At 67.6% G+C, this 21,901-nt stretch carries 21 protein-coding genes; 11 read left to right on the top strand and 10 right to left on the bottom strand.

Features of this window, described 5'->3' with window-relative positions:
- Positions 1–89 precede the first annotated feature (89 nt).
- Positions 90–485, top strand: coding sequence for a hypothetical protein (locus FZ983_RS04480; protein WP_149222350.1), 396 nt, complete (start codon positions 90–92; stop codon positions 483–485).
- 176 nt (positions 486–661) lie between these two features.
- Here FZ983_RS04480 and FZ983_RS04475 read toward each other — a convergent pair whose 3' ends face one another.
- Together FZ983_RS04475 and FZ983_RS04470 are read right to left on the bottom strand one after the other, a co-directional pair.
- Positions 662–1,438: a gamma-glutamyl-gamma-aminobutyrate hydrolase family protein gene (locus FZ983_RS04475; protein ID WP_149222349.1), complete on the bottom strand. Its 777-nt coding sequence runs from the start codon at positions 1,436–1,438 to the stop codon at positions 662–664.
- 14 nt (positions 1,439–1,452) lie between these two features.
- The gene (locus FZ983_RS04470; protein ID WP_149222348.1) at positions 1,453–2,475 is read right to left on the bottom strand and encodes an amidoligase family protein; all 1,023 of its coding nucleotides are present in this window, start codon (positions 2,473–2,475) and stop codon (positions 1,453–1,455) included.
- 340 nt (positions 2,476–2,815) lie between these two features.
- Between FZ983_RS04470 and FZ983_RS04465 the strand changes: the two genes are divergently transcribed.
- Positions 2,816–5,920 carry a PAS domain-containing protein gene (locus FZ983_RS04465; protein ID WP_149222347.1) on the top strand — a complete coding sequence of 1,035 codons (3,105 nt, stop codon included), beginning with the start codon at positions 2,816–2,818 and terminating at the stop codon, positions 5,918–5,920.
- Positions 5,921–5,938: 18 nt separating this feature from the next.
- On the opposite strand, the gene FZ983_RS04460 is transcribed toward FZ983_RS04465, so the two are convergent.
- From FZ983_RS04460 to FZ983_RS04445, 4 genes are all read right to left on the bottom strand, one after another.
- A complete protein-coding gene (locus tag FZ983_RS04460) occupies positions 5,939–6,421 on the bottom strand; it encodes a hypothetical protein (RefSeq protein WP_149222346.1) in 483 nt (160 codons plus the stop codon).
- Positions 6,418–6,630, bottom strand: a complete 213-nt coding sequence (locus FZ983_RS04455) for a hypothetical protein (RefSeq protein WP_149222345.1) — start codon at positions 6,628–6,630, stop codon at positions 6,418–6,420. The genes FZ983_RS04460 and FZ983_RS04455 overlap by 4 nt, the downstream gene beginning before the upstream one ends.
- 243 nt (positions 6,631–6,873) lie before the next feature.
- The gene (gene acnA, locus FZ983_RS04450; protein ID WP_149222344.1) at positions 6,874–9,561 is read right to left on the bottom strand and encodes an aconitate hydratase AcnA; all 2,688 of its coding nucleotides are present in this window, start codon (positions 9,559–9,561) and stop codon (positions 6,874–6,876) included.
- A 345-nt stretch (positions 9,562–9,906) separates the two neighbouring features.
- Positions 9,907–10,830, bottom strand: coding sequence for a class I SAM-dependent methyltransferase (locus FZ983_RS04445; RefSeq protein ID WP_149222343.1), 924 nt, complete (start codon positions 10,828–10,830; stop codon positions 9,907–9,909).
- Between the two features lie 396 nt (positions 10,831–11,226).
- On the opposite strand from FZ983_RS04445, the gene FZ983_RS04440 reads away from it, so the two are divergent.
- The 4 genes from FZ983_RS04440 to FZ983_RS04425 all read left to right on the top strand — a co-directional run bounded on the left by FZ983_RS04440 (position 11,227) and on the right by FZ983_RS04425 (position 13,289).
- The gene (locus tag FZ983_RS04440; RefSeq protein WP_149222342.1) at positions 11,227–11,829 is read left to right on the top strand and encodes an NUDIX hydrolase; all 603 of its coding nucleotides are present in this window, start codon (positions 11,227–11,229) and stop codon (positions 11,827–11,829) included.
- A 22-nt stretch (positions 11,830–11,851) separates the two neighbouring features.
- Positions 11,852–12,493, top strand: a complete 642-nt coding sequence (locus FZ983_RS04435) for a 3'-5' exonuclease (RefSeq protein ID WP_149222341.1) — start codon at positions 11,852–11,854, stop codon at positions 12,491–12,493.
- A 74-nt stretch (positions 12,494–12,567) separates the two neighbouring features.
- A complete protein-coding gene (locus FZ983_RS04430) occupies positions 12,568–12,852 on the top strand; it encodes a YciI family protein (RefSeq protein ID WP_149222340.1) in 285 nt (94 codons plus the stop codon).
- 17 nt (positions 12,853–12,869) lie between these two features.
- The gene (locus FZ983_RS04425) at positions 12,870–13,289 is read left to right on the top strand and encodes an EVE domain-containing protein (protein ID WP_149197959.1); all 420 of its coding nucleotides are present in this window, start codon (positions 12,870–12,872) and stop codon (positions 13,287–13,289) included.
- 131 nt (positions 13,290–13,420) lie between these two features.
- Here the strand turns inward: FZ983_RS04425 and FZ983_RS04420 are convergent, their stop codons facing one another.
- A complete protein-coding gene (locus tag FZ983_RS04420; RefSeq protein WP_149222339.1) occupies positions 13,421–13,645 on the bottom strand; it encodes a hypothetical protein in 225 nt (74 codons plus the stop codon).
- 400 nt (positions 13,646–14,045) lie between these two features.
- Here FZ983_RS04420 and acs point away from each other — a divergent pair, with 400 nt between their 5' ends.
- The gene (acs, locus tag FZ983_RS04415) at positions 14,046–15,986 is read left to right on the top strand and encodes an acetate--CoA ligase (RefSeq protein ID WP_149222338.1); all 1,941 of its coding nucleotides are present in this window, start codon (positions 14,046–14,048) and stop codon (positions 15,984–15,986) included.
- 262 nt (positions 15,987–16,248) lie between these two features.
- Here the strand turns inward: acs and FZ983_RS04410 are convergent, their stop codons facing one another.
- From FZ983_RS04410 to FZ983_RS04400, 3 genes are all read right to left on the bottom strand, one after another.
- Positions 16,249–16,743, bottom strand: coding sequence for a hypothetical protein (locus FZ983_RS04410; protein WP_149222337.1), 495 nt, complete (start codon positions 16,741–16,743; stop codon positions 16,249–16,251).
- Positions 16,740–17,279 carry a hypothetical protein gene (locus tag FZ983_RS04405; RefSeq protein WP_149222336.1) on the bottom strand — a complete coding sequence of 180 codons (540 nt, stop codon included), beginning with the start codon at positions 17,277–17,279 and terminating at the stop codon, positions 16,740–16,742. The genes FZ983_RS04410 and FZ983_RS04405 overlap by 4 nt, the downstream gene beginning before the upstream one ends.
- 143 nt (positions 17,280–17,422) lie before the next feature.
- A complete protein-coding gene (locus tag FZ983_RS04400; protein ID WP_149222335.1) occupies positions 17,423–18,460 on the bottom strand; it encodes a DctP family TRAP transporter solute-binding subunit in 1,038 nt (345 codons plus the stop codon).
- A 53-nt stretch (positions 18,461–18,513) separates the two neighbouring features.
- On the opposite strand from FZ983_RS04400, the gene FZ983_RS04395 reads away from it, so the two are divergent.
- The 4 genes from FZ983_RS04395 (at position 18,514) to FZ983_RS04375 (ending at position 21,884) form a co-directional block, all read left to right on the top strand.
- The gene (locus tag FZ983_RS04395) at positions 18,514–19,182 is read left to right on the top strand and encodes an OmpA family protein (RefSeq protein WP_149222334.1); all 669 of its coding nucleotides are present in this window, start codon (positions 18,514–18,516) and stop codon (positions 19,180–19,182) included.
- A gap of 89 nt (positions 19,183–19,271) precedes the next feature.
- The gene (locus FZ983_RS04390; protein WP_149222333.1) at positions 19,272–19,736 is read left to right on the top strand and encodes a cupin domain-containing protein; all 465 of its coding nucleotides are present in this window, start codon (positions 19,272–19,274) and stop codon (positions 19,734–19,736) included.
- A gap of 90 nt (positions 19,737–19,826) precedes the next feature.
- Positions 19,827–20,957 (top strand): UDP-3-O-(3-hydroxymyristoyl)glucosamine N-acyltransferase, encoded by a 1,131-nt coding sequence (lpxD, locus tag FZ983_RS04385; protein ID WP_149222332.1) that lies wholly within the window; start codon positions 19,827–19,829, stop codon positions 20,955–20,957.
- A 144-nt stretch (positions 20,958–21,101) separates the two neighbouring features.
- Positions 21,102–21,884, top strand: coding sequence for an RNA methyltransferase (locus FZ983_RS04375; RefSeq protein WP_149222331.1), 783 nt, complete (start codon positions 21,102–21,104; stop codon positions 21,882–21,884).
- Positions 21,885–21,901 lie beyond the last annotated feature (17 nt).

Here is a 21,901-nt window from a genome sequence, read left to right as displayed (position 1 = left end):
CGACTCGGCACGCGATGCAAGGTCCGCCATCGGCCCCGATCCGAAAGACGCCCGACTGCGAGGCGTTGCCACCATGAAGGAGTTCGAGGATGCGTAACCTGATGATCGGCGCCGTTTCGGCGGTTCTCCTGATGGCTACCCCGGCGCTGGCCCAGACGGCCCCGCAAGTTCCGCAGGGTTCGGCCGACAGCGCCACCAGCTACACCGGTCCGGACGGTGTGGTCCGCACCACGCCGGGCGCCACCACCTCGCCGTCGGCCGGCTCGTCGGGCAACGGCCCGCTGAACGCTCCGGGCACCTCGGGTTCGACCGGCACCTCCAGCGGCAGCATGTCCGGCTCGTCCACGCCGGGCGTGACCACCGCGCCGTCGGGCATGGGCAACAACACCGGCAGCAACATCCCGCGCGACAACCAGACCGCCACGGGCACCCACTGCCCGCCGGGCACCCCGAACTGCGGCCCGGACCAGGGCGGCAGCCAGTAACCTCCGCTCAGCGGCCATGATACCGCGGGCGTCGCCGGAGCCATCCCTCCGGCGGCGCCTGCGTCGTTTCGGACTGCCGAGTCTTCGAAGCGCCCAACGGGCACAACCGGACAGGTGCAGGGTCCACAAGGCAATACGCGGTATCCGCAGCGATCCCGGGCGCGATCTTGGGCGCTTTACCCCTGTGCCCGTACCGGGAGGCGGCCGGACGGCGTTTCGCTGCCGTCGTCTGCGTCCTGATCGGTTCCGGCGATGTCGTCCAGCGGGGCGGTGCCCATGGCGGTGGCGACCAGACGGCGGAACAGGCCCTGCTGGCGGCTGTCCGTCACCAGATATTCCGGGTGCCACTGCACGCCGATCATGAAGGGCTCGTCGGGCGCCTCGATGCCCTGGACGACGCCGGCGCGCTCGCGGGCGACGACGCGCAGGCCGTCGCCGACGCGGTCCACCGACTGGTGGTGCAGGGCATTCACCCGGCATTCGGCGATGCCCAGGATACGGTACAGCCGGCTGTCGGGTTCGATGCGGATGCGCTTGCGCGGCAGCACGGTGCGCATGTGCGGCGCTTCCTCGTACACCTCGTGGATGTCGACGTGCAGCGAGCCGCCCCGGTGGACGTTGATCATCTGCGACCCGCGGCAGATCCCCAGCACCGGCAGGCCGAGCTTCGCGGCGCAGTCCAGCGCGCGCATCTCCAGCCGGTCGCGTTCGGGGTCGATGCGGATGTGCGGCCGGGCGGATTCGCCGTAGAGCGCCGCGTCGATGTCGTCGCCGCCGCCGACCACCAGCGCGTCCAGCCGGTCGATGGGGAAGGGCACCTCGGCCGTGATGCGGACCGACGCGGCGCCGGCCCGCCACAGGGCAAGCCGGTTGGCCATGGCGGCGATGCGGCTGCCATGGACGGAGGCGGTGATGCCGACCAGCGGCCGGGACCTTCCGATGACGGCTGCCATGGCACGCTCCCTTTTCAGCCGGCCTGCCGCAGGGTGCCGTCCGCGGCGACATCCTCCTCACCGGGAGGGCCATGAATGACGGGATTCGCGGCCATGAAGCCGTCGATCCGCTCGGCCCAGCGATCGGGCGCCTGCGTCTCGGCCATCTGCCGGTACTCGGCACCCAGCTCGTCCAGCAAGGCGCGGTCCGCCGCCAGCCGCTCCACCGCCACCCAGCGATTCCAGTCGGCGGCGAGCGACCAGTCCGGATCGCTCAGCCGCGCATTGGGCAGCCGGTAGTGAAAGGTCGGGCGAGGGCGGACATGCGGGTCCTCCATCGCCTTCGCCAGGCGGTCGGGGTCGAGATGGGCGAACAGCGGGAACAGGTCCAACTCGCGGTTGCGGGTGGGGTTGTCGGCCAGATAATCGTCGATCAGGCCGCCCAGGTCGGGGCGATAGGCCGGATCGGCCAGCTTGGCGGCATAAGGGGCGGGAAATGCGGCGATGAAGCCGGACAGGCGGCGGGTCGGATCGACGCGGATCTCCCGCCGCAGCCAGGGCGCCAGGATCAGGAAGGCCTTCAGGTGGTCCAGCACATAGTCGCCGTCCGTCCGCGCCACCTCCGGATTGAAATGCAGTCCGAACGCGAACAGCGGGCTGGCCTCCGTCCCGGCGGCACCGCGGTCGCGCAGGCAGGCGACCAGCCTCTCCAGATCCGGCATCTGCTCCACCGTCACCGGCGGAGCGGCGATCTCGAACGGCATCACCAGACTGCCGATGTTGCCCCAGAGCGGACGCAATGGGTCCAGCATTGCGGCGCCTCCCTTGCCGGGATGGGCGGAGCGCATATCCAGTTCCACCGTGAAGTCGCCCAGGCTGGTGCCGCTCACCAGACATCGGTGCGGGTTTTCGACGGTGACCGTCCCCCCGAACAACTCGCGCACGCAGGACGCGGCCGACGGCGCGTCCAGATCGGCGAATTCAAGTTCCACCCCGACGCGGCGCGGCGTGCCCTGGGGGGTGGTGCGGAGCGGGGGGAGGAAGAAGGGATGGGTCATTGCAAGCCATCAACACCCCATTCCCTGCGCTGTTCCCGCACCGTCGGAAATCCAAATCCGGCCTTGGGGTGGGAGGTTCAGGTCCCGGCGACGTCATACCTCTTTTGGCTGTAACCACTCGTTGGGGGTATTTTTTGATTTTTTATACAAATGCGTCTGGGCAACCAGCATTCTTGAGGGCCTTTCTTTCCATCTGGCGGGAGCTTTCCGCCTATTCTACCCAACTGTTTTCTAAATTAACCGGCGCTTAACCATAGTTGCGTTAGCGATAGGCAAGCGGCACGGTGGTGCGCCTGGTGCGCCATCCGGTCGGCTTCGCGGTGGGAGCCTCGTCTACGCCATGACCCTTCTGGCACGCCTCTTCATCCTGGTCCTGCTCGCGGTTCTGCCGGCGATCGGCATCCAGATCTACAGCGTGCTCGAACAGCGGGCGGAACGCGAGGCGGAGGTCACCCTCCAGGCCGAACGGCTGCTGCGTCAGGTGGAGAGCGAACATGTCCGCATCCTGGACAGCGCGCGACTGATGGTCACCGCGGTGACGGAGGCCCCCTTCCTGCGCGGAGACGGGAGCGGGGGCGAGGTCGCCGGTTGCCAAGCCTATCTGGAGCGTCTATCCGCCCGCTCCGCCGACTACCGCACCCTGTCGATCACCGATGCCGGCGGGCGCATCAGGTGCAGTGCAGACCCGTCGCGCATCGGCTCCTCCCTGACCTCCCAGCCGCATTTCCGCCGGGCGATGGCCCAGGGGCGTTTCGTGGTCGGCGAATGGACGATCACCCATTCCGGTGTCGCCGGCGGCGAGCTTCCGGTCGCGGTTCCCTACACCGACGCCGACGGCAAGCGGGCCGGCGTGATCGCCCTGTCTCTCGACGTGCCGCGGCTGACCTCCATCTTCGCCGCCCGCCCGATGCCGGAGAACACGGCCCTGACCGTCGCCGACCGGTCCGGCACCATCCTGGTCAAGCTGCCGGGCATCCAGGGCCGCGTCGGCGAGCGGCTGCCGGACAATTACCTGCCGCTGCTGTCGGCGACCGACATGGGTGTGACGATGCTGCCCGGCCTGGACGGCGTGTCCCGCATCCTGGCCTTCTCCCCGCCCACCGCCGGAATCCGCGACCTGTTCATCAGCGTCGGCGTCGACCGCGGTGCCGCGATGGGGGCGGTGGACCGCGCCACCCGCGACGGGCTGCTGATGACCCTGTCCGGCTTCCTGGTCGCCGCCGCCGCCGCCTGGATCGGCGGTACCCTGTTCATCCGCCGCCCGGTCGACGCGCTGGTCTGCGCTGCCCGCGACTGGAGCGAGGGCAAGACCGCAACCCGCGTCAAGCTGTCCGACCGCTCGTCGGAAATCGGCCAGCTCGGCCATGCCTTCGACATGATGGCCGACCGGCTGGAAGCGCGCGAAGCGGCGCTGCGCCAGTCGGAAAGCCACATCCGCGCCGTTCTGGACGCGCTGCCGGCCTATGTCGGCGTGCTGACGCCGGACGGGGCGGTGGCCCAGGTCAACCGTGCCGCCGCCGATGCCGCCGGGTTGCCGGCCGCCCGCATCGTCGGCCGTCCCTTCGACGAGATCTGCTGGCTGTCCTTCGACGACGCCGGGCGGGAACGGCTGCGTCAGGCGCTGGCGCTGGGAGCGCACGGCCGCTCCTCCCGCTTCGACTCCGGGCTGCGGCTGGGTGACGGGCGCGAGCTGACGGTGGACGTCAACCTGACCCCGATGGTCGATGCTGACGGCCATGTCACCCACCTGATCGCCTCCGGTATCGACATCACCGAGCGCAAGCGCACCGAGGAGGCCCTGCGCGTCGCCGAGGAGCGCGTGCGCACCGGCCTGCGCAATTCGGGGGTGGCGGTGTTCAACCAGGACCGCGAGCTGCGCTACACCTGGTCCCATTCCGAATTGCTGGGCTTCCCGCCGGAGATGCTCAACGGCCGCACCGACGCCGACCTGTTCGACCCTGGCGAGGAGGCCGACAACCTGATGGCGCTGAAGCGCCGCGTGATGGAGAGCGGCGTCGGCGCGCGGGAGGAGGTCCGCATCCGCTTCAAGGGCGAGGAGCGCTTCTTCGACCTGACCGTCGATCCGCTGCGCGATCCCTCCAGCCGGGTGGAGGGCGTCACCTGCGCCGCCGTCGAGGTCACCGACCGCAAGAAGGCCGAGGCCGAACTGCACCGGTTGCGGGAGGAGGCCGATCAGGCCAACGAAGGCAAATCGAAGTTCCTGGCCGCCGCCAGCCACGACCTGCGCCAGCCGGTCCAGTCGCTCTATCTCTTCACCGCGGCGCTGAGCGACCGGCTGCAGGGACACCCGGCGCTGCCGATCCTGGACAACATCCGCCAGGGGCTGGACACGCTGAAGACCCTGCTGGACGGACTGCTCGACATGTCGCGGCTGGAGTCTGGCAAGATCGTCGCCACTCCGGTCGAGGTGCGGCTGAACCAGCTGCTCGGCCGTCTGGTCGCCGAATATGGCCCGCGTGCCGCCCAGAAGGGTTTGGAGCTGCGCGCCGTGCCCACCCGCGCCTGGGTGCGCACCGACCCGGCCCATCTGGAGCGCATCCTGCGCAATCTGGTGGAAAACGCCCTGCGCTACACCAACAGCGGCAAGGTGCTGCTGGGCTGCCGCCGCACGCCGTCGGGCATGCGGGTGGAGGTGTGGGACACCGGCGCCGGCATTCCCGCCGACCGGCTGGAGGACATCTTCGAGGAGTTCACCCAGCTGGGCGAGCGCAGCGAGCGCGGTCTGGGCCTGGGGTTGGCCATCGTCAAGCGGCTGTCGCGGCTGCTCGGCCATCCGGTGACGGTGCGGTCGTGGGAGGGCAAGGGCTCGGTCTTCGCGGTGGAACTGCCGCGGGTGATCCTGGGCAACGCCCGTCCCGCCAGCGGTACGGCCGCCGCCGCGGCGACGCTGGCCCGCCGCTCCGCCGCCAACGATGCGGCCAACGCCGCCGCCAACGACCGCGGACAGGCGATCAGCGCCATCGCCAGCGCGTTCGGCGGCGGCAAGGGCAGGGGGACGACGGGCGGCGACGTTGCGGTCAAGACTGCGGTCTCGCCCAGCAAGGAAGCGGATGCCAAGGGCATGGTGCTGGTGATCGACGACGAGGCGATCATCCTGCTCGGGCTGAAGGCGATCCTGGAGGGCTGGGGCTATGACGTGCTGACCGCCAAGTCGGGCGATCAGGCGCTGGAGCGGCTGCGCGCCGACGGACGCTGCCCGCAGATCGTGCTGGCCGACTACCAGCTCCAGCAGGGCCGCACCGGCCCGGAGGCGGTTGTCGCGGTGCAGACCATGCTGGGCAGGACCGTTCCCGGCATCATCCTGACCGGCGACACCAGCTCCGAACGCCAGGAAGAGGCCGAGCGCCGCGGCTTCCGCCTGCTGCACAAGCCGGTCTTCCCCAACGACCTGCGCCGCATGATGGCGAGCGCCGGGGCGGCGTGAGGCCAGGACAGGCGGAGGTCAGCCGGCCTCCGCCGCAAAGGCGTCGAAGAACAGCCCCGCGGTTTCCTGGTTGGCATGCCGGCGCGACAGCTGGTAGCTGAGTTCGAGGATGTTTGCTTCCGGGACGTGGCGCTGTACGAACAGCTTGCGGACCAGCAGAGTCGCGGCCAATTCCTGGATGAGATGGAAGTGGCTGTTGTCCCAGGCCTCTTCCTTGAAGTGGACGATCTTGAAACGGCTCAGCCGGAACGCCAGGACCCCGGCGATCTTTCCGCGGCTGACCCCGCGAGATTTGGAGCGGCGGGCAAGCATCGCCCGGATGTCGATTTCCGCTTCCTTCACCGCCAGTGCCAGTTCGCGGTCGCTGTACTCGATGTGCTTTTGCGAAAGCCCGAAAACGCCGCAGGCCTTCCACAGGAAGGTCACATAGTCGGAGAAGATCCTGGCCCACACGTCGGTGGAGAAGGAAAACTCCGGTAACGCCGGGTCGCCATTCTTCATTCGAGGGGAAGCCCCAGCAGCCGCCGGTAGGCGTTCACGTCCACATCATCGTCCTTGGGAGCATTGCGGACCAGAGCGTCGAGTTCCTCCGTCGTGCGGATGCCGTGGTTCAGGCACACTTCGCCGCGGGTCTCGCGATACTTCATCATCCGTTCGATGGATTCCGCCAGCAGTTGCGGGTTGTCCATCACGTCCTGAAGGTTGGGCATGTCGCTGAGCAACCCATGTTCAACCGCCCAGATGCAGGCCGGAACCGCATCCAAAGGCCGGGTTGGTGATGGCCGTTCGGCCGAAATGCGAAGCGACCGGGAATTCCCGATCGCTTTCCACATTTTTCTAATTCGGCAGGGCGGCACCCGTCAAGGATGAAAGGAAAGGGTGCCGTCCAAGCAAGACTTCGCTCCGCGCGGCATTCGCTCACGAATGAAGTGACGAATGCCGCGCGGGCGCGATCACTTCGCCAGATTCCGCAGCACGAAGTTCAGAACGCCGCCGTTCCTGTAATACTCCACCTCGTCCACCGTATCGATGCGCAGCAGGAGCGGGTAAGTCTCGACCTTGCCGTCGGCGCGGGTCAGGGTCAGGGTGACGTCCTTGCGCGGGCGCAGGTCCTGCTCGATGCCGGCGATGTCGAAGGTCTCCGACCCGTCCAGCTTCAACTCGGCGCGGGTTAGGCCGTCCTTGAACTGCAGCGGCAGGATGCCCATGCCGACGAGGTTTGAGCGGTGGATGCGCTCGAAGCTCTCGGCGATCACCGCGCGGATGCCCAGCAGCTTGGTGCCCTTCGCCGCCCAGTCGCGGCTCGACCCCGTTCCGTATTCCTTGCCGGCGACCACGACCAGCGGCACGCCTTCGTCGGCGTAGCGCATGGCGGCGGTGTAGATCGGCAGCTGTTCGCCCGACGGATAGTGCTTGGTCTCGCCGCCTTCGACGCCGGGGATCAGCTCGTTGCGGATGCGGATGTTGGCGAAGGTGCCGCGCATCATGACTTCATGGTTGCCGCGGCGGGCGCCGTAGCTGTTGAAATCCTGCGGACGGACCTGATAGCTCAGCAGATATTCGCCGGCCGGGCTGGTCCGCTTGATCGAGCCGGCGGGGGAGATGTGGTCGGTGGTGATCGAATCGCCCAGCACCGCCAGCGCCCGCGCGCCGCGAACGTCCGACACCGGGTCCGGCGTCTTGGTCAGGCCGCTGAAGAAGGGCGGCAGCTTCACGTAGGTGGAGCCCTCCTGCCACTGGTAGGTCTGGCCCTCCGCGGTGGCGATGGCCTGCCACTGCTCCGGCCCCTTGAACACGTCGGAATAGCGGCTGCGGAACATGTCGGCGGTCAGCGAGGCGTCGATGGCGTCCTGAACCTCGCGGTTGCTCGGCCAGATGTCCCTCAGGTAGACCGGACCGTCGGTGCCGATGCCGATGGGGTCCTTGGTCAGGTCGATGTTCAGGTTGCCGGCCAGCGCATAGGCGACGCACAGCGGCGGCGAGGCCAGATAATTGGCGCGGGTGTGCGGGTTGACGCGGCCTTCGAAGTTGCGGTTGCCCGACAGCACGGCGCCGACCACGAGGTTGCCCTCCTCGACCGCCGCGGCGATCGGCTCCGGCAGCGGGCCGGAATTGCCGATGCAGGTGGTGCAGCCATAGCCGACGATGTTGAAGCCGATGCGGTCCAGATAGGGCTGCAACCCGGCCTTGGCGAGGTAGTCGGTGACCACCTGGGACCCGGGCGCCAGCGAGGTCTTCACCCACGGCTTCTGCTTCAGCCCCTTTTCCACCGCCTTCTTGGCCAGCAGGCCGGCGGCGACCAGCACCGCCGGGTTGGAGGTGTTGGTGCAGGAGGTGATGGCGGCGATGACGACCGCACCCTGCTCCAGGCTGTAATCGGCGCCCTTCACCGGAACCGCCTTGTTGGGGTCGTCGGCCTTGTACGCGTCGGTCATGTCCTTGGCGAAGCCCTGGGCGATGCCCGACAGGGCGACGCGGTCCTGCGGGCGCTTCGGGCCAGCCAGCGACGGCTCCACCGTGCCCATGTCCAGTTCGAGCACGTCGGTGAAGACCGGATCGGGACTGCCCGGCTCGCGCCACATGCCCTGGGCCTTGGCATAGGCCTCGACCAGCGCGACGCGGTCGGGATCGCGGCCGGTGAAGGTCAGATAGCGGATGGTCTCTGCATCGATGGGGAAGATGCCGCAGGTGGCGCCATATTCCGGCGCCATGTTGCCGATGGTGGCGCGGTCGGGCAGCGTCATGCTGTCCAGGCCCGGCCCGAAGAACTCCACGAACTTGCCGACCACTCCCTTCTTGCGCAGCATCTGGGTGACGGTCAGCACCAGATCGGTGGCGGTCAAGCCCTCCTTCAGCCGGCCGGTCAGCTTGAAGCCGACGACCTCCGGGATCAGCATGGAGATCGGCTGACCCAGCATCGCGGCCTCGGCCTCGATGCCGCCGACGCCCCAGCCCAGCACGGACAGGCCGTTGACCATGGTGGTGTGGCTGTCGGTGCCGACCAGCGTGTCGGGATAGGCCACCGGCTTGCCCGACGGGTCGCTGTCGGTCCACACCACCTGCGCCAGATATTCGGTGTTCACCTGATGGCAGATGCCCGTGCCCGGCGGCACGACGCGGAAATTGTCGAATGCCTTCTGGCCCCAGCGCAGGAAGGCGTAGCGCTCCAGGTTGCGTTCGAACTCAAGCTCGACATTCTTCTCGAAGGCGTCGTTGCCGCCGAAGTAATCGACCATCACCGAGTGGTCGATGACGAGGTCGACCGGCACCAGCGGGTTGATCTTCGCCGGATCGCCGCCCAGCGATGCCATCGCTTCGCGCATCGCCGCCAGATCGCAGACCGCCGGCACGCCGGTGAAGTCCTGCATCAGCACGCGCGCGGGCCGATAGGCGATTTCACGGTCGGATCGCTTGTCGACCAGCCATTGGGCCACCGCCTTCACGTCGTCGACGGAGACGGTGCGCCCGTCCTCGAAGCGCAGCAGGTTTTCCAGCAGCACCTTCATCGAGAACGGCAGCCGCGACAGATCGCCGAGACCCGCCTCCTCGGCGGCCTTCAGGCTGAAATAGTCGTAGCTCTTGCCGCCCGCGCTGAGCGAGCGGCGGGTCTTCAGCGAATCCTGACCGGTGAAGGTGGTCACGGGAAGCCTCCTTGGCTTTGGGTCGGGCGTGCGCCTTGGGCGGCGCTTGGGAGGGCGCTTCGGTTACGGTCCGGCTGATGACGGTCAAAAGGAAGCCAGAGATCGTCCAAAAGACTGGGACGGCCGCAACGGCGCCCGCGCGTCATGCAGGCAAGATGTAGGGCGTGGTCTGTACAGATCAAACGCTTGGCACGAAGAAAGCGGGAGCATGGGTATGGTCTTGGAGCATCGCCCGGACCCAATGCGCCGGTCCGACTTTCGGACGGTATCCACCGAACATCCTATGCTGTCTCAGAAGATGCCTTCTTTACTCATATGAACATTAGAGGGGTCTGCTCCGCCGCCTTATGCAGGCTTCATCGCCACATAACGGACGAAGCGCAGGCCGCTGCCCAGCACCCGCAACCGCGCCCACCACAGGGCAAGCTCGCGCTTCAGCGCCGCCAGTACCGGAGCGGTCGGTACGGCGGCGGCCAGAGTGTCTGCCAGCTTGCGCACACGGTCGATGATGTGGCGGCGGTGCAGCTGGGTCAGATCCTCGGAAATGCGCAGGTCGAGGTTGCGTTGCGTCAACTCGTCCGCCATGCGGGTGGCGGTCCAGGGATAGACCTCCATCGGCTCCTCGTCCCGCCATGCGCTCCAGGCATCCCAGGAGCCGGGGGCGCCGTCGATCACGTAATCGAACAGGGCAATGCCGCCCTTGGGCTTCACGCAGTCGCCGAGACGGTCCAGGAACAGGTCCTTGTCGCGAACCCGGTGGACGATGCGGTCTGCCATGACGAGGTCGAAGCTGCCGGCCTGATTGAAATGCTCCGGGTCGTAATGGGCGATCGGCGCCTTCTTCGACAGTCCCAGTGCCTTCGACCGGTCCATCGCCAGCTTCGCCAGCAGCGGCGACGGCTCCAGCCCGGTCACCCAGGTGTCGCAGCTCTCGACCAGGGCGCGGGCGGTGCCGCCGAGGCCGGCCGACAGGTCCAGCACGCTCTTGGCCGGATTCAGCCCGAAGGAGCGGACGGAGTCGATCATCCACGCCGCTTCCTCCGGCCCGGTCATGTCCTGGCCCCACAGAAGCTGTGCCCCCTCGCTGCGTGCCGGCGACCAGACGGGTTCGCCGTGGCGGTCGAGTTGCATCAACGCCAGCCGATCCAGTTCCGGATTGCCGCCAGCCGCCGAAGCGGGGGCAAGCGGATCGGCCGCAACGGGGAAGGGAGCGGAAAGGCCGGGCGCGGTGCCGACCGCATTGACCGCCCCGTTTCTACGCTGGTCCATCGAGTTACGCAGGGCAGACCGGTTCGTAACGCGGGGCAGGCGGGAGAGGTCATATCCTTCCCACCAAGCGGCCAAACGGCTACGCCAGTCGGGATTTCGCCACCGCTCCAAATCCTGTGGACCGAACTGAGGAGCCACGTAGCTTCCCTTTCCAGGTCAATGGCCGGGCCGTTGCCTCACCCTTTCGGAGTATGGCTGCGACTTTTCCTGCCGCAATTTAGAAGTAAGAGCGGTCGATTTGTCTGTCAAGAAACCATTATTTAACGATTTGGACTTCGTTTCATTTAATTGTTAGAAAATTTTATCATTTTTGTCTGTGACCTGCTGCGGTGCGGCCATTGCGAGTGCGGGGCCGTCTCCTTATACTCCGGTCGCAACCGACGGAGGGGGCCTCGCGTGCCGATCGAAACCGGTGAGTCCACCGGCAATCCCTGGACCGTGCTGACCAGCACGACAAAGTACGAGAATGCCTGGATGGAGGTGGTCGAACATAAGGTTCTGACTCCGAAGGGCGCTCCCGGCATCTACGGCGTCGTCCATCCCCGCAGCCTCGCCACCGGCGTGGTGCCGATCCACGACGACGGCACGGTGACCCTGGTCGGCCAGTACCGCTTTCCGCTGAAGCAATACAGCTGGGAAATTCCGGAAGGCGGCGGGCGCAAGGGGGTCGAACCGCAGGAATCCGCCGCGCGCGAGCTGCGCGAGGAAACCGGCCTGACGGCGCGGCGCTGGATGCCGCTGATGAAACTGCACCTGTCCAACTGCATCACCGACGAGGTGGCATATACCTTCGTCGCCTGGGGTCTGGAGCAGGGCGAGTCCGCTCCCGACGAGACCGAGGTGCTGGCGGTCCGCCGCGTGCCCTTCGCCGAGGTGATCGACATGGTGCTGGCCGGCGCCATCACCGACGCCATGGCGGTCGCCAGCCTGCTGAAGCTGCGGGTACTGGCGGCGGAAGAGGCGCTGCCCGAGGATCTCGCCGGCATTCTCCGCCTCTGACCTGCCTGCAAATCGGATATCAATGACCGTCATCACCGGCCACGCCGTCGCCATCGATTTCGAAACCGCCAACGAGACCCGCACCAGCGCCTGCTCCATCGGCGTCGCCTGGATCGAGAACGGCCGCGTGACCGGGACGGAAGAGCATCTGATCCGCCCGCGCGAGCTGCGCTTCAACTCCTTCAACAGCGCCATCCACGGCATCCGGGAAGAGGACGTGGCCGGAGCGCCCGAATTCCCGGAGGTGTGGGCGGCCTTGCGCGAGCGGGTGCAGGGTCGGCTGATCCTGGCGCACAACGCCGCCTTCGACCTCAGCGTTCTGCGCCACACCCTGACCGACTACGGGCTCGACTGGCCCGCCTGCGACTATCTCTGCACGGTCGTGCTGGCGCGCCGTGCCTGGCCGACGCTGACCGCGCACAGGCTGAACCATCTGGCAGATTTCCTGGGCATCGCCCTCGACCACCACCATGCCGGCAGCGATGCCGAGGCCTGCGGCCGCATCGCGCTGGCCGCGACGCAGGAAATGGGGCTGCGCGGCTTCGGCGAGATCGAGGGCACCGGCATCAGCCTGGGCCGCATCGCGCCCGGCGGCTATTCCCCCTGCAAAGGCGGCAAGGGCCGCGGCAAGGCGCCGCCGCGGCGTCCGCGCGTGGTGGCGTGAAGCTGCAGGCGGCGCTTTCCCGCCGCAGTCCCCTGCGCTAGGCTCCCGCTCCATCGTATGGAGGAGGGGACCGCATGCTGTTCATGTTCCATTGCGTCGACAAGGCGGGTGCCGCCGACATCCGCGCCGCCAACCGCGCCGAGCATCTGGCCTATCTGGAAGCCAACGCCGGCCGCATCTTCGCCGCCGGCCCGCTGCTGTCGGACGACCAGAGCGGCATGGTCGGCAGCCTGCTGATCGTCGAGTGCGCCGATGCCGCCGCCGCTGAAGCGTTTGCCGCCGGCGATCCCTATGCCAAGGCCGGCCTGTTCGACAGCGTCACGATCCGGCCCTGGCGCCGCGTCTACCCCAAGGCCTGAGCGGGAGAGTGCCGGCGATGGCCTATTGGTTGGTGAAATCCGAGCCGTTCAAATACTCGTGGGACCGTATGGTTGCCGACGGCCGGACCCATTGGGACGGGGTGCGCAATTACCAGGCGTCCAACAATCTGAAGGCGATGGAGGTGGGCGACCGCGCCTTTTTCTATCACTCCAACGAAGGGCTGGAGATCGTCGGCATCGTCGAGATCGTCCGCACCTATTACCCGGACCCCAGCGACGAGTCCGGCCGCTTCGGCATGGTCGACGTCGCCCCGGTGATGCCGGTGAAGACGCCCGTCACGCTGAAGCAGATCAAGGCCGACCCGCTGCTGCAGTCGATGGCGCTGGTCCGACAGTCGCGCCTGTCGGTCTGCCCGGTCAGCGACGAGGAATGGGCGCGGGTCTGCGATCTGGCGGGGGTTGGCGTTCCGGCTTGACAAGTGTGCTGCCGCCGCTTCGCAGAAGGCACCCTCTCCCGCGATCGGACCGGCCTATGGCCGGCCGAGAGCGGGGGAGGGCCGGGGAGGGGGCAAACGCCCACACACTCCCCAATCAATCGAAAGTACCCCTACTCCGCCGCGTCCTGCATCACCGCGCGGAAGTCGCTTGTCGCCTGCTTCATGCGCCGGGCGATGTCCGCCATGCCGGCGGCGGAATTCGCGTTGAGGGGAGCGCCCAGCGTGCGCAACGTGGCGTCGATGGCCATCAGGCTGGTGCGGTCGGCCAGACCGGCGAGGCGGTCGCTGCGGTCGCCGGTTTCGGGAAGATCGTCCGCGTTCGTGGTGCTGGGCATTGCGATCCTTGCCGGCGATGATCGTTACCGTGATGCAGCAACTCTATAGCTGCCACCCGGTTAAGGTCGGGTTAAGCAAGGGATCGCCCGTTACAAGGCAGTCATGACGCGTTTTGCACCGCGGCGCGGCGGATGGTCGCGGCAAAGGGACCGGGGGAGTCCGGAGACGTGCGGCGCCGGATCCTTCGTGCCCTGAAATGCCTGGGTATGCTTGGGGAAGAAACAGTCTCGCGCTGCAAAATCAGCGACACAATCCTCCTTTGGTCGGGGGGCCTGCAGGGGCCGATTTGCTTGTTAGTCCCGCAACATGTGTGGATAATGCCGCTCAATTCCGGGCGGCGGCCCGCCGCCCTGCAACATCTTCCGGCCAATTCGGAAGCACCACGGGGGAATCGCACTCATGACCGACAACAGCTTCTTTCCGGTGAAGCCCGAGATCGCGGCGACCGCCCACGTGAATGCGGACGCCTATGCCCGCATGTACGAGCAGTCGGTCAAGGACCCCGAGGCTTTCTGGGGCGAGCAGGGCAAGCGGCTCGACTGGATCAAGCCCTACAGCAAGGTGAAGGACGTCAACTTCAACGACGACGTTCACATCCGCTGGTTCTACGACGGCACCCTGAACGTTTCGGCCAACTGCATCGACCGCCATCTGGCGACCCGCGGCGACCAGACCGCGATCCTGTTCGAAGGCGACGACCCCGGCGTTTCCAAGGCCATCACCTACAAGGAGCTGCACGAGAAGGTCAGCCGTCTCGCCAACGTCCTGAAGAAGAACGGCGTCAAGAAGGGCGACCGCGTCACCATCTACCTGCCGATGATCCCTGAGGCGGCCTATGCGATGCTGGCCTGCACCCGCATCGGCGCCGTGCACTCCATCGTCTTCGGCGGCTTCTCGCCCGACAGCCTGAAGGACCGCATCGTCGACTGCGACAGCCATTTCGTCATCACCTCCGACGAGGGCCTGCGCGGCGGCCGCAAGGTGCCGCTGAAGGCCAACGCCGACAAGGCGGTTGCCGGCGCGCCGACGGTCAAGCATGTGCTGGTCGTCAAGCACACCGGCGGCAACGTCGCTTGGACCGAGGGCCGCGACCTCTGGTATCATGAAGAGATGGAGAGCGTTTCCGCCGACTGCCCGCCGGAGGAGATGAGCGCCGAGGATCCGCTGTTCATCCTCTACACCTCCGGTTCGACCGGCAAGCCGAAGGGCGTGCTGCACACCACCGGCGGCTATCTCGTCTATGCGTCGATGACCCACCAGTATGTCTTCGACTACAAGGACGGCGAGGTCTACTGGTGCACGGCCGACGTGGGCTGGGTTACCGGCCACAGCTACATCGTCTACGGCCCGCTCGCCAACGGCGCGACCACGCTGATGTTCGAAGGCGTGCCCACCTATCCGGACTCCTCGCGCTTCTGGCAGGTCATCGACAAGCACAAGGTCAACATCTTCTACACCGCTCCCACCGCCATCCGCTCGCTGATGCGCGAGGGCGAGGGCCCGGTCAAGAAGACGTCGCGCGCGTCCTTGCGCGTCCTGGGTTCGGTCGGCGAGCCGATCAATCCGGAAGCCTGGCTGTGGTACTACAACGTGGTCGGCGATGCCCGCTGCCCGATCGTTGACACCTGGTGGCAGACGGAGACCGGCGGTATCCTGATCACCCCGCTGATCGGCGCCATCGGCCAGAAGCCGGGTTCGGCGACCAAGCCGTTCTTCGGTGTCCAGCCGGTCGTCGTCGACAACGAAGGCCAGATCCTGGAAGGCGAGACCGAGGGCAACCTCTGCATCGCCGACGCATGGCCCGGCATGATGCGCACGGTGTTCGGCGATCACGAGCGCTTCGTCCAGACCTACTTCTCGACCTTCCCGGGCAAGTACTTCACCGGTGACGGATGCCGCCGCGACGCCGACGGCTATTACTGGATCACCGGCCGCGTCGACGACGTCATCAACGTGTCCGGCCACCGCATGGGCACCGCCGAGGTCGAAAGCGCGCTGGTCGCCCACCCGAAGGTCGCCGAGGCCGCGGTCGTCGGCTATCCGCACGACCTGAAGGGCCAGGGCATCTACGCCTATGTCACGCTGAACGCTGGCGAGACCCCGACGGAAGAGCTGCGCAAGGAGCTGGTCGCCTGGGTCCGCAAGGAGATCGGCCCGATCGCCTCGCCCGACCTGATCCAGTGGGCCCCCGGCCTGCCGAAGACCCGCTCCGGCAAGATCATGCGCCGCATCCTGCGCAAGATCGCCGCGAACGAGCATGACAGCCTGGGCGACACCTCGACGCTCGCCGATCCGGGTGTCGTGACCGACCTGATCGACAACCGCATGAACAACGGTTGATCGGCGGTTGATGGAAGAGGGGGCGCTCCGGTTGGGGCGCCCCTTTTTTCTTGCGGCGCTGGACCCCCACCCTAACCCTCCCCCGCTGGGCGGGGGAGGGGATTGGTGCTGATGCGGGAGGGTGGCGGCAGTCCCTCCCCCGCCCAGCTCTCGCACAAAGCTATGCTTTGTGCTGACGCGGCAGGCGGACCGTAGGTCCGCTGAGAGCGGGGGAGGTTAGGTGGGGGCATCGTCGGCCGACCACTCTCCACCACGACTGCCCTCAATGCTCCGGCAGCACCAACGGCGCGGCGGGGGAGATGGCGAAGGCTGTGGGCGAGGGATAGCGTTCGGCGATCCGCTTGCGCGCGTCCTCCGCGGTGTCGGCGGCGACGGCGTAATGGCGCACGCCCGACCATGGGGCGGTGGCGTCCAGCGCCTCCACCGCGACGTACCACAGCGGGCCGCCGGAGCGGGTGACGCGGTCGACGGAGTAGAATTCCATCGGCGCAAGCGCGGCCTCGTCGGTCATGGCCGATTGCAGGGAGAGGATCTCGCCCTCCACCTCCGCCACCTCGCGGCGCAGGCCGGCCAGTGTTTCCTCCGTCTCCGCCCGGCGGAGTGCGGCGAGCTTTGCGTAGTTGGCGTAGACGTCCAGCCGCTCCTTCAGCGCGGCCAGCTTCTGCGACTGGCGACGGGCGCGGATGGCGAGGATCCGTTCTCCCAGCACGCCGGCGCCTAAGCTGGCGACCGCCCCCAGCACCCAAAGGATGGTCATGGCGCGGCGACTCCCGCAACGGCGTCCTGCTCGGCATCCTCGCCGGAAACCGTCACGCCGACGCCTTCGTGGAAAATGCTGCGGGTCAGCATCTGGGCGGCGGCGAAATCGGCGGCCCAGACCTGCGCCACATTCTCGAAACGCCAGATGGCGGGATGGACCACAGCCTTGGCGTCGGGCTGTGCGACGAAGCCCGGCGCCATCACCAGCCGGAAGGCGAAGCATTTGCGCCCCGGCTCCGGCCGGCCGATCTCGTGGATGAAGCGGCGCGACGCCGCGGTTCGCTTGCCGCCGCGGCGGCTGAGGACCAGCTTGTCGGTCGACAGCTCGACCAGTTTGGCCTTCATCGCTCCGATGCCGGCCTGCATGGCCTCAAGCTCGTTGGCCTGACGTTCCAGCGCATCGCGCTCCGCGATCAGGGTCGCGCCGGCGCGGCGGATTTCCTGGTCGGTGCGGAGAATCAACCCGCGCCGGACCGCCAGGAACAGCAGGGTGGCGCCGATGCAGAACAGCGCCAGCAGCATTTCCGACGTCATACCCGCCCGCTCCGCAAACCATCCGGCAAGTTGGGGGAGTTGTAGCGCAATCCGCACGGGCACGCATCACAAGCAAGTGCTTTGCGGCCATGAAAAACGGCGCCCCGAAGGGCGCCGCTTTCCGTCATGCAGGTGAAAAATGCCTACTTCCGCTCGGCGATCGCGGTTTGGGCCGACTTTACCAGATCGGCACCGATCTGCTTGGCCCACTTGTCGAACACCGGCTGGGTGGCGGTCTGGAAGGCCTTCTGCTGCTCCGGCGTCAGGCGGACGACCTCGACGCCCTGGGCGGCGATGTCCTTCAGCAGGCTGTCGTCCTCGGCGGTGATGCCCTTGCGGGAGATCGCCACCTCTTCGGCCGCGGCCTGTACGGCGGCGGCGCGCACGGCCTCCTGGTCCTCCTTCGACCAGCTTGCCCACACCTCCTTGTTGACCACGAAGATCAGCGGGTCGGCGACATAGCCCCACAGCGTCAGGTTCTTCTGGCCCAGCGTCGCCAGCTTGGCGGCGACGAAGATGGTCAGCGGGTTTTCCTGGCCGTCGACGGCGCCGGTGGACAGCGCGGGCTGCGCATCGGCCCAGCTCATCTGCGTCGGGTTGGCGCCCAGCGCCGTGAAGGTGTCGAGGTAGAGCGGCGAGCCGACGACGCGGATCTTCAGCCCCTTCAGGTCGGCCGGCGTGCGGATCGGGTGCTTGGAGTTGGAAATCTCGCGGAAGCCGTTCTCGCCCCAGGCCAGCGGCACCACGTCCTTGGTGGCGAGCAGGTCGAACAGCTTCTGGCCCACCTCGCCCTTGGTCAGGGCGTCCAGCGCCTTGTGGTCGGGCATCAGGAAGGGCAGGGAGAAGAGGTTCAGCTCCTTCACCTGCGGCGACCAGTTGATGGTGGAGCCGACCGCCATGTCGATGGTGCCCTGGCGGAGCGCGGTGAATTCCTTGGTCTGGTCGCCGTTCACCAGCGACGTGCCGGGATACATCTTGATGTTGATGCGGCCGTTGGTCTTCTCCTTGACCAGTTCGGCCCAGCGGTCGCCGCCCACGCCCCAGGGGAAAGGCTTGCCCAGAACGGTGGAAAGCTTGTACTCCGCCTTGTAGTCGGCAGCGTTCGCAGCACCGGCCAGAACGGCGGGAACCGTCAGCGCGGCCAGCGCGATGCCGGCGAGCAGAGCCTTCAGCGATTTCATGCTTGTTTCCTCCCAAGCGCCCTATACGAAAGATACGGACCGGGATCGTACAGATGCACGCAGGACTGTTCCACGGGCAATGTGACACGACCGTCCGCGGTCCGAACAATGCGGCCATGCGGCTTGGCCTGATGCTCGGTGCTTGTGTCTGGCTGGTTCTGCCGCTTGGGGCAGGCGCTCAGGGGTTGCCCAACCCGGCGATGCCGATGGGGCCGAATCCCAGCGAATGCGAGATTCAGGCGGCGTTGCTCGGCACCACCGGCCCGAACTGTCCACCGGTGACGATGCAGCGCCCCGCCGCCCCGCCGCCGGCAACCGTGGCCCCTCCTCCCGGACCGGTGGCGCTGCCGCCGCTGCCGGGGCCGGCCGCCCTGCCGGCGCCGGAGTTGCGCGCCGCCTTCCGGGTGGAGTTCGACTTCAACTCCGCCCGCATCAAGCCGGAGTCGCGGGCGATCCTGGACAAGGTGGCCGCGGTGATGACGACGGCGGGCAACACCCGCTTCCGCATCGTCGGCCATACCGACGCCGTCGGCGGCGATGCGGCCAACCTCGCCCTGTCCAGGCGACGGGCGGCGGCGGTGGTCGGGTATCTAGCGTCCAACCACCAAATCCGCCGCGACCGGCTGGAGGCATCGGGCATGGGCGCACGGGACCTGCTGCTGCCCGGCGAACCCAAGGCGGCGGCCAACCGGCGGGTGGAGATCGTCAATCTGGGCGGCTGATTTTTTGGTCCTGCCGGGAACCTTTGGGGGCTTGCGGTGTTGCGCTGGAGCGCCGCCGACACCTCCACCCTTTCGGACCGGGAGAACCGATGCCCGATTTTACCCCCGTGCCCATCGAAAGCCGCCGCATCGCCGATGACGAGAGCGGCAAGCCCGCGGTCTTCGGCGCCATCCTGGCCGGCCAGCCGCAGGAGATTCACCGCAACCTGTTCGACGGCGACTATGGCCGCTTCAAGTCGGGGGTGTGGCAGTGCACGCCGGGCACCGTGGCGATGAAGGACTGGCCGTACCACGAGTTCTGCGTCCTGCTGTCCGGCCGCGTCATCATCACGCCGGAAGGCGGGACCCCGCGAGAATACCGGGCCGGCGACGCGCTGGTCCTGCCGATGGGCTTCACCGGCACCTGGGAGATCCTGGAGACGGTGCGCAAATACTATGCGGTCCAGGCGCGCCAGCCCATGCTGCGGCGGGTGAAGGAGCGGGTGAAGGGCTGGCTGCGTCCGGGCGCCAAGGGTGGGCAGGCGGGGGACGCGCAGGCCGGCGCCGCGTTCTGACTCCTCGCCATCCGCCGGACGCCCGTGTTAGGGTCCGCCGCGCCGTCCGGCAGGGCGGCCACTGAAGACCCTGACATCGGTGTTCCGACCATGACCAAGCCCCCGATGACCCTGACCGAAATCGCCGAAGCGCTGGGCGCTGCGGTCGAAGGCGACGGCTCCATCCTGATCCGCCGCGCCGTCCACCCGTCGGAGGCGGAAGGGCCGGAGGATCTGGCGCTTGCCATGGACAAGGACCTGCTGGCCCTGCTGCCCGGCAGCAAGGCGGTGGCCGCCGTGGTCGCCGAGGGGGTCGAGGTGCCGGACGGCATCAGGGGCCGTGTCGTGGTGAAACGTCCGCGCTATGCCATGGCCGGGATGCTCGACATCTTCGAGAAGCCGGTCCATGCCGAACCGGGGGTGTCGCCGCAGGCGTATGTCGCGCCCGACGCGGTCGTGGCGCCGGATGCCTCCATCGCCCCCTTCGCCTACATCGGCCCGCGCGCCCGCATCGGGGCCGGCGCCATCATCCTGCCGCACGTCACCGTCGGTGCCGACGCGGTGATCGGCGACGGCTGCCTGCTGCACCCCGGCGCCCGCATCGGCGAGCGGGTGGAGATGGGCGCGCGCTGCATCATCCATCCCAATGCCGCCGTCGGTAACGACGGCTTCAGCTTCGTCACGCCGGAGCCGGGCAGCGTCGAATCGGCCAAGACCACCGGCCGCGTCGTCGGCACCAACGTGCTGATCCGCCGGGTGAACTCCATCGGCACGGTGATCCTCGGTGACGATGTCGAGATCGGCGCCGGCGCCACCATCGACCGCGGCACCGTGACGGCCACCCGCATCGGCAACGGCACCAAGATCGACAACCTCGTCCAGATCGGCCACAACGTCCAGGTCGGCACCAACTGCATGCTGTGCGGCCATGTCGGCGTCGCCGGCAGCACGGTGATCGGCGACCGCGTGGTTCTGGCCGGCAAGGTGGGCGTTGCCGACCATGTGAAGATCGGCAGCGACGCGGTGGTGGCCGCCAATTCCGGCGTTGGCATGGACATCCCGCCGAAGTCGGTGTGGATGGGCTATCCCGCCGTGCCCCGCGCCCGCGCCTTCGAACAATACAAGGGCCTCGCCCGCCTGAAGCGCCTGTTCGCCGATGTCTCCGACCTGAAGAAGCGCCTGACCGCCATCGACGGCGGCCCGGTGAAGGTCGAGGCGGAGAAGGCGGAGCAGCAGGAATAGGCGGCGTTAGACCCCCACCTAACCTCCCCCGCTGGGCGGGGGAGGGACTGTCGCAGATCTCCTGCAAAGCTCCTGTCCCCCTCCCCCGCCCAGCGGGGGAGGGTTGGGGTGGGGGCAAGTGTCGTCTCAACAGCATGTACGTCCATGACCTCCGGCCAGAACCCCACGCGTGAGTCCATCCTTGGCGGCCCCGCCGTCATCCTGGTGCAGCCGCAGCTCGGCGAGAACATCGGCGCCTGCGCGCGCGCGATGCTGAATTGCGGGCTGACCGATCTGCGCCTCGTCAAGCCGCGCGACGGCTGGCCGAACCAGAAGGCGAGTGCCGCAGCCTCCGGCGCCGACCTCGTCATCGACAACGCCAAAATCTTCGAGACGACGGCCGAAGCGGTCGCCGACCTGGAGGCGGTCTACGCCACCACGGTGCGCACCCGCGACATGATCCAGCGCTTCGTCACCCCGCGCGTCGCGGCCGGCGAGATGCGGGAACGCTATGCCGCCGGCCAGAAGGTCGGCGTAATGTTCGGGCCGGAGCGCACCGGGCTGGTCAACGACGATTTGACCTTCGCCCAGACGCTGGTGACGGTGCCGCTGAACCCGGCCTTCTCCTCGCTCAACCTGGCGCAGGCGGTCCTGCTGATCGGCTACGAGTGGTTCCAGGCCGGCGACCGCACGCCCGACCGCTTCCTGCACACCGGCCAGACCCGCCCGGCGACGATGGCGGAACGGGTGAACTTCTTCGAGCGGCTGGAAGCGGCGCTGGACCGCACCGGCTTCTTCACCAGCGAGGAAAAGCGCCCGTCGATGGTCCGCACCCTGCGCAACGCCTTCGAGCGGATGGAGATGACCGAGCAGGAGGTGCGCACCTTCCACGGTGTCGTCGCCGCATTGGTGCAGGGCAGCCGGCGGAAAGGCGAGAGCCAGGACTGAATCACCGCTATAGTGGG

It is taken from the genome of Azospirillum sp. B21 (assembly GCF_008364825.1).
GTDB lineage: Bacteria > Pseudomonadota > Alphaproteobacteria > Azospirillales > Azospirillaceae > Azospirillum.
The sequence above is the reverse complement of the archived record's forward strand: the minus strand, read 5'-3'. Positions and strand labels throughout refer to the sequence as shown.

Coding starts and splice junctions, on each gene's coding strand:
- FZ983_RS04390 (WP_149222333.1), top strand. CDS start 19,272: ATGCCCGATTTTACCCCCGTGCCCATCGAAAGCCGCCGCATCGCCGAT.
- FZ983_RS04420 (WP_149222339.1), bottom strand. CDS start 13,645: ATGCCCAGCACCACGAACGCGGACGATCTTCCCGAAACCGGCGACCGC.
- FZ983_RS04435 (WP_149222341.1), top strand. CDS start 11,852: ATGACCGTCATCACCGGCCACGCCGTCGCCATCGATTTCGAAACCGCC.
- FZ983_RS04375 (WP_149222331.1), top strand. CDS start 21,102: ATGACCTCCGGCCAGAACCCCACGCGTGAGTCCATCCTTGGCGGCCCC.
- FZ983_RS04410 (WP_149222337.1), bottom strand. CDS start 16,743: ATGACCATCCTTTGGGTGCTGGGGGCGGTCGCCAGCTTAGGCGCCGGC.
- FZ983_RS04465 (WP_149222347.1), top strand. CDS start 2,816: ATGACCCTTCTGGCACGCCTCTTCATCCTGGTCCTGCTCGCGGTTCTG.
- FZ983_RS04405 (WP_149222336.1), bottom strand. CDS start 17,279: ATGACGTCGGAAATGCTGCTGGCGCTGTTCTGCATCGGCGCCACCCTG.
- FZ983_RS04400 (WP_149222335.1), bottom strand. CDS start 18,460: ATGAAATCGCTGAAGGCTCTGCTCGCCGGCATCGCGCTGGCCGCGCTG.
- acs (WP_149222338.1), top strand. CDS start 14,046: ATGACCGACAACAGCTTCTTTCCGGTGAAGCCCGAGATCGCGGCGACC.
- FZ983_RS04395 (WP_149222334.1), top strand. CDS start 18,514: ATGCACGCAGGACTGTTCCACGGGCAATGTGACACGACCGTCCGCGGT.
- FZ983_RS04480 (WP_149222350.1), top strand. CDS start 90: ATGCGTAACCTGATGATCGGCGCCGTTTCGGCGGTTCTCCTGATGGCT.
- FZ983_RS04470 (WP_149222348.1), bottom strand. CDS start 2,475: ATGACCCATCCCTTCTTCCTCCCCCCGCTCCGCACCACCCCCCAGGGC.
- FZ983_RS04455 (WP_149222345.1), bottom strand. CDS start 6,630: ATGCCCAACCTTCAGGACGTGATGGACAACCCGCAACTGCTGGCGGAA.
- FZ983_RS04460 (WP_149222346.1), bottom strand. CDS start 6,421: ATGAAGAATGGCGACCCGGCGTTACCGGAGTTTTCCTTCTCCACCGAC.
- FZ983_RS04430 (WP_149222340.1), top strand. CDS start 12,568: ATGCTGTTCATGTTCCATTGCGTCGACAAGGCGGGTGCCGCCGACATC.
- FZ983_RS04475 (WP_149222349.1), bottom strand. CDS start 1,438: ATGGCAGCCGTCATCGGAAGGTCCCGGCCGCTGGTCGGCATCACCGCC.
- lpxD (WP_149222332.1), top strand. CDS start 19,827: ATGACCAAGCCCCCGATGACCCTGACCGAAATCGCCGAAGCGCTGGGC.
- FZ983_RS04425 (WP_149197959.1), top strand. CDS start 12,870: ATGGCCTATTGGTTGGTGAAATCCGAGCCGTTCAAATACTCGTGGGAC.
- FZ983_RS04445 (WP_149222343.1), bottom strand. CDS start 10,830: ATGGACCAGCGTAGAAACGGGGCGGTCAATGCGGTCGGCACCGCGCCC.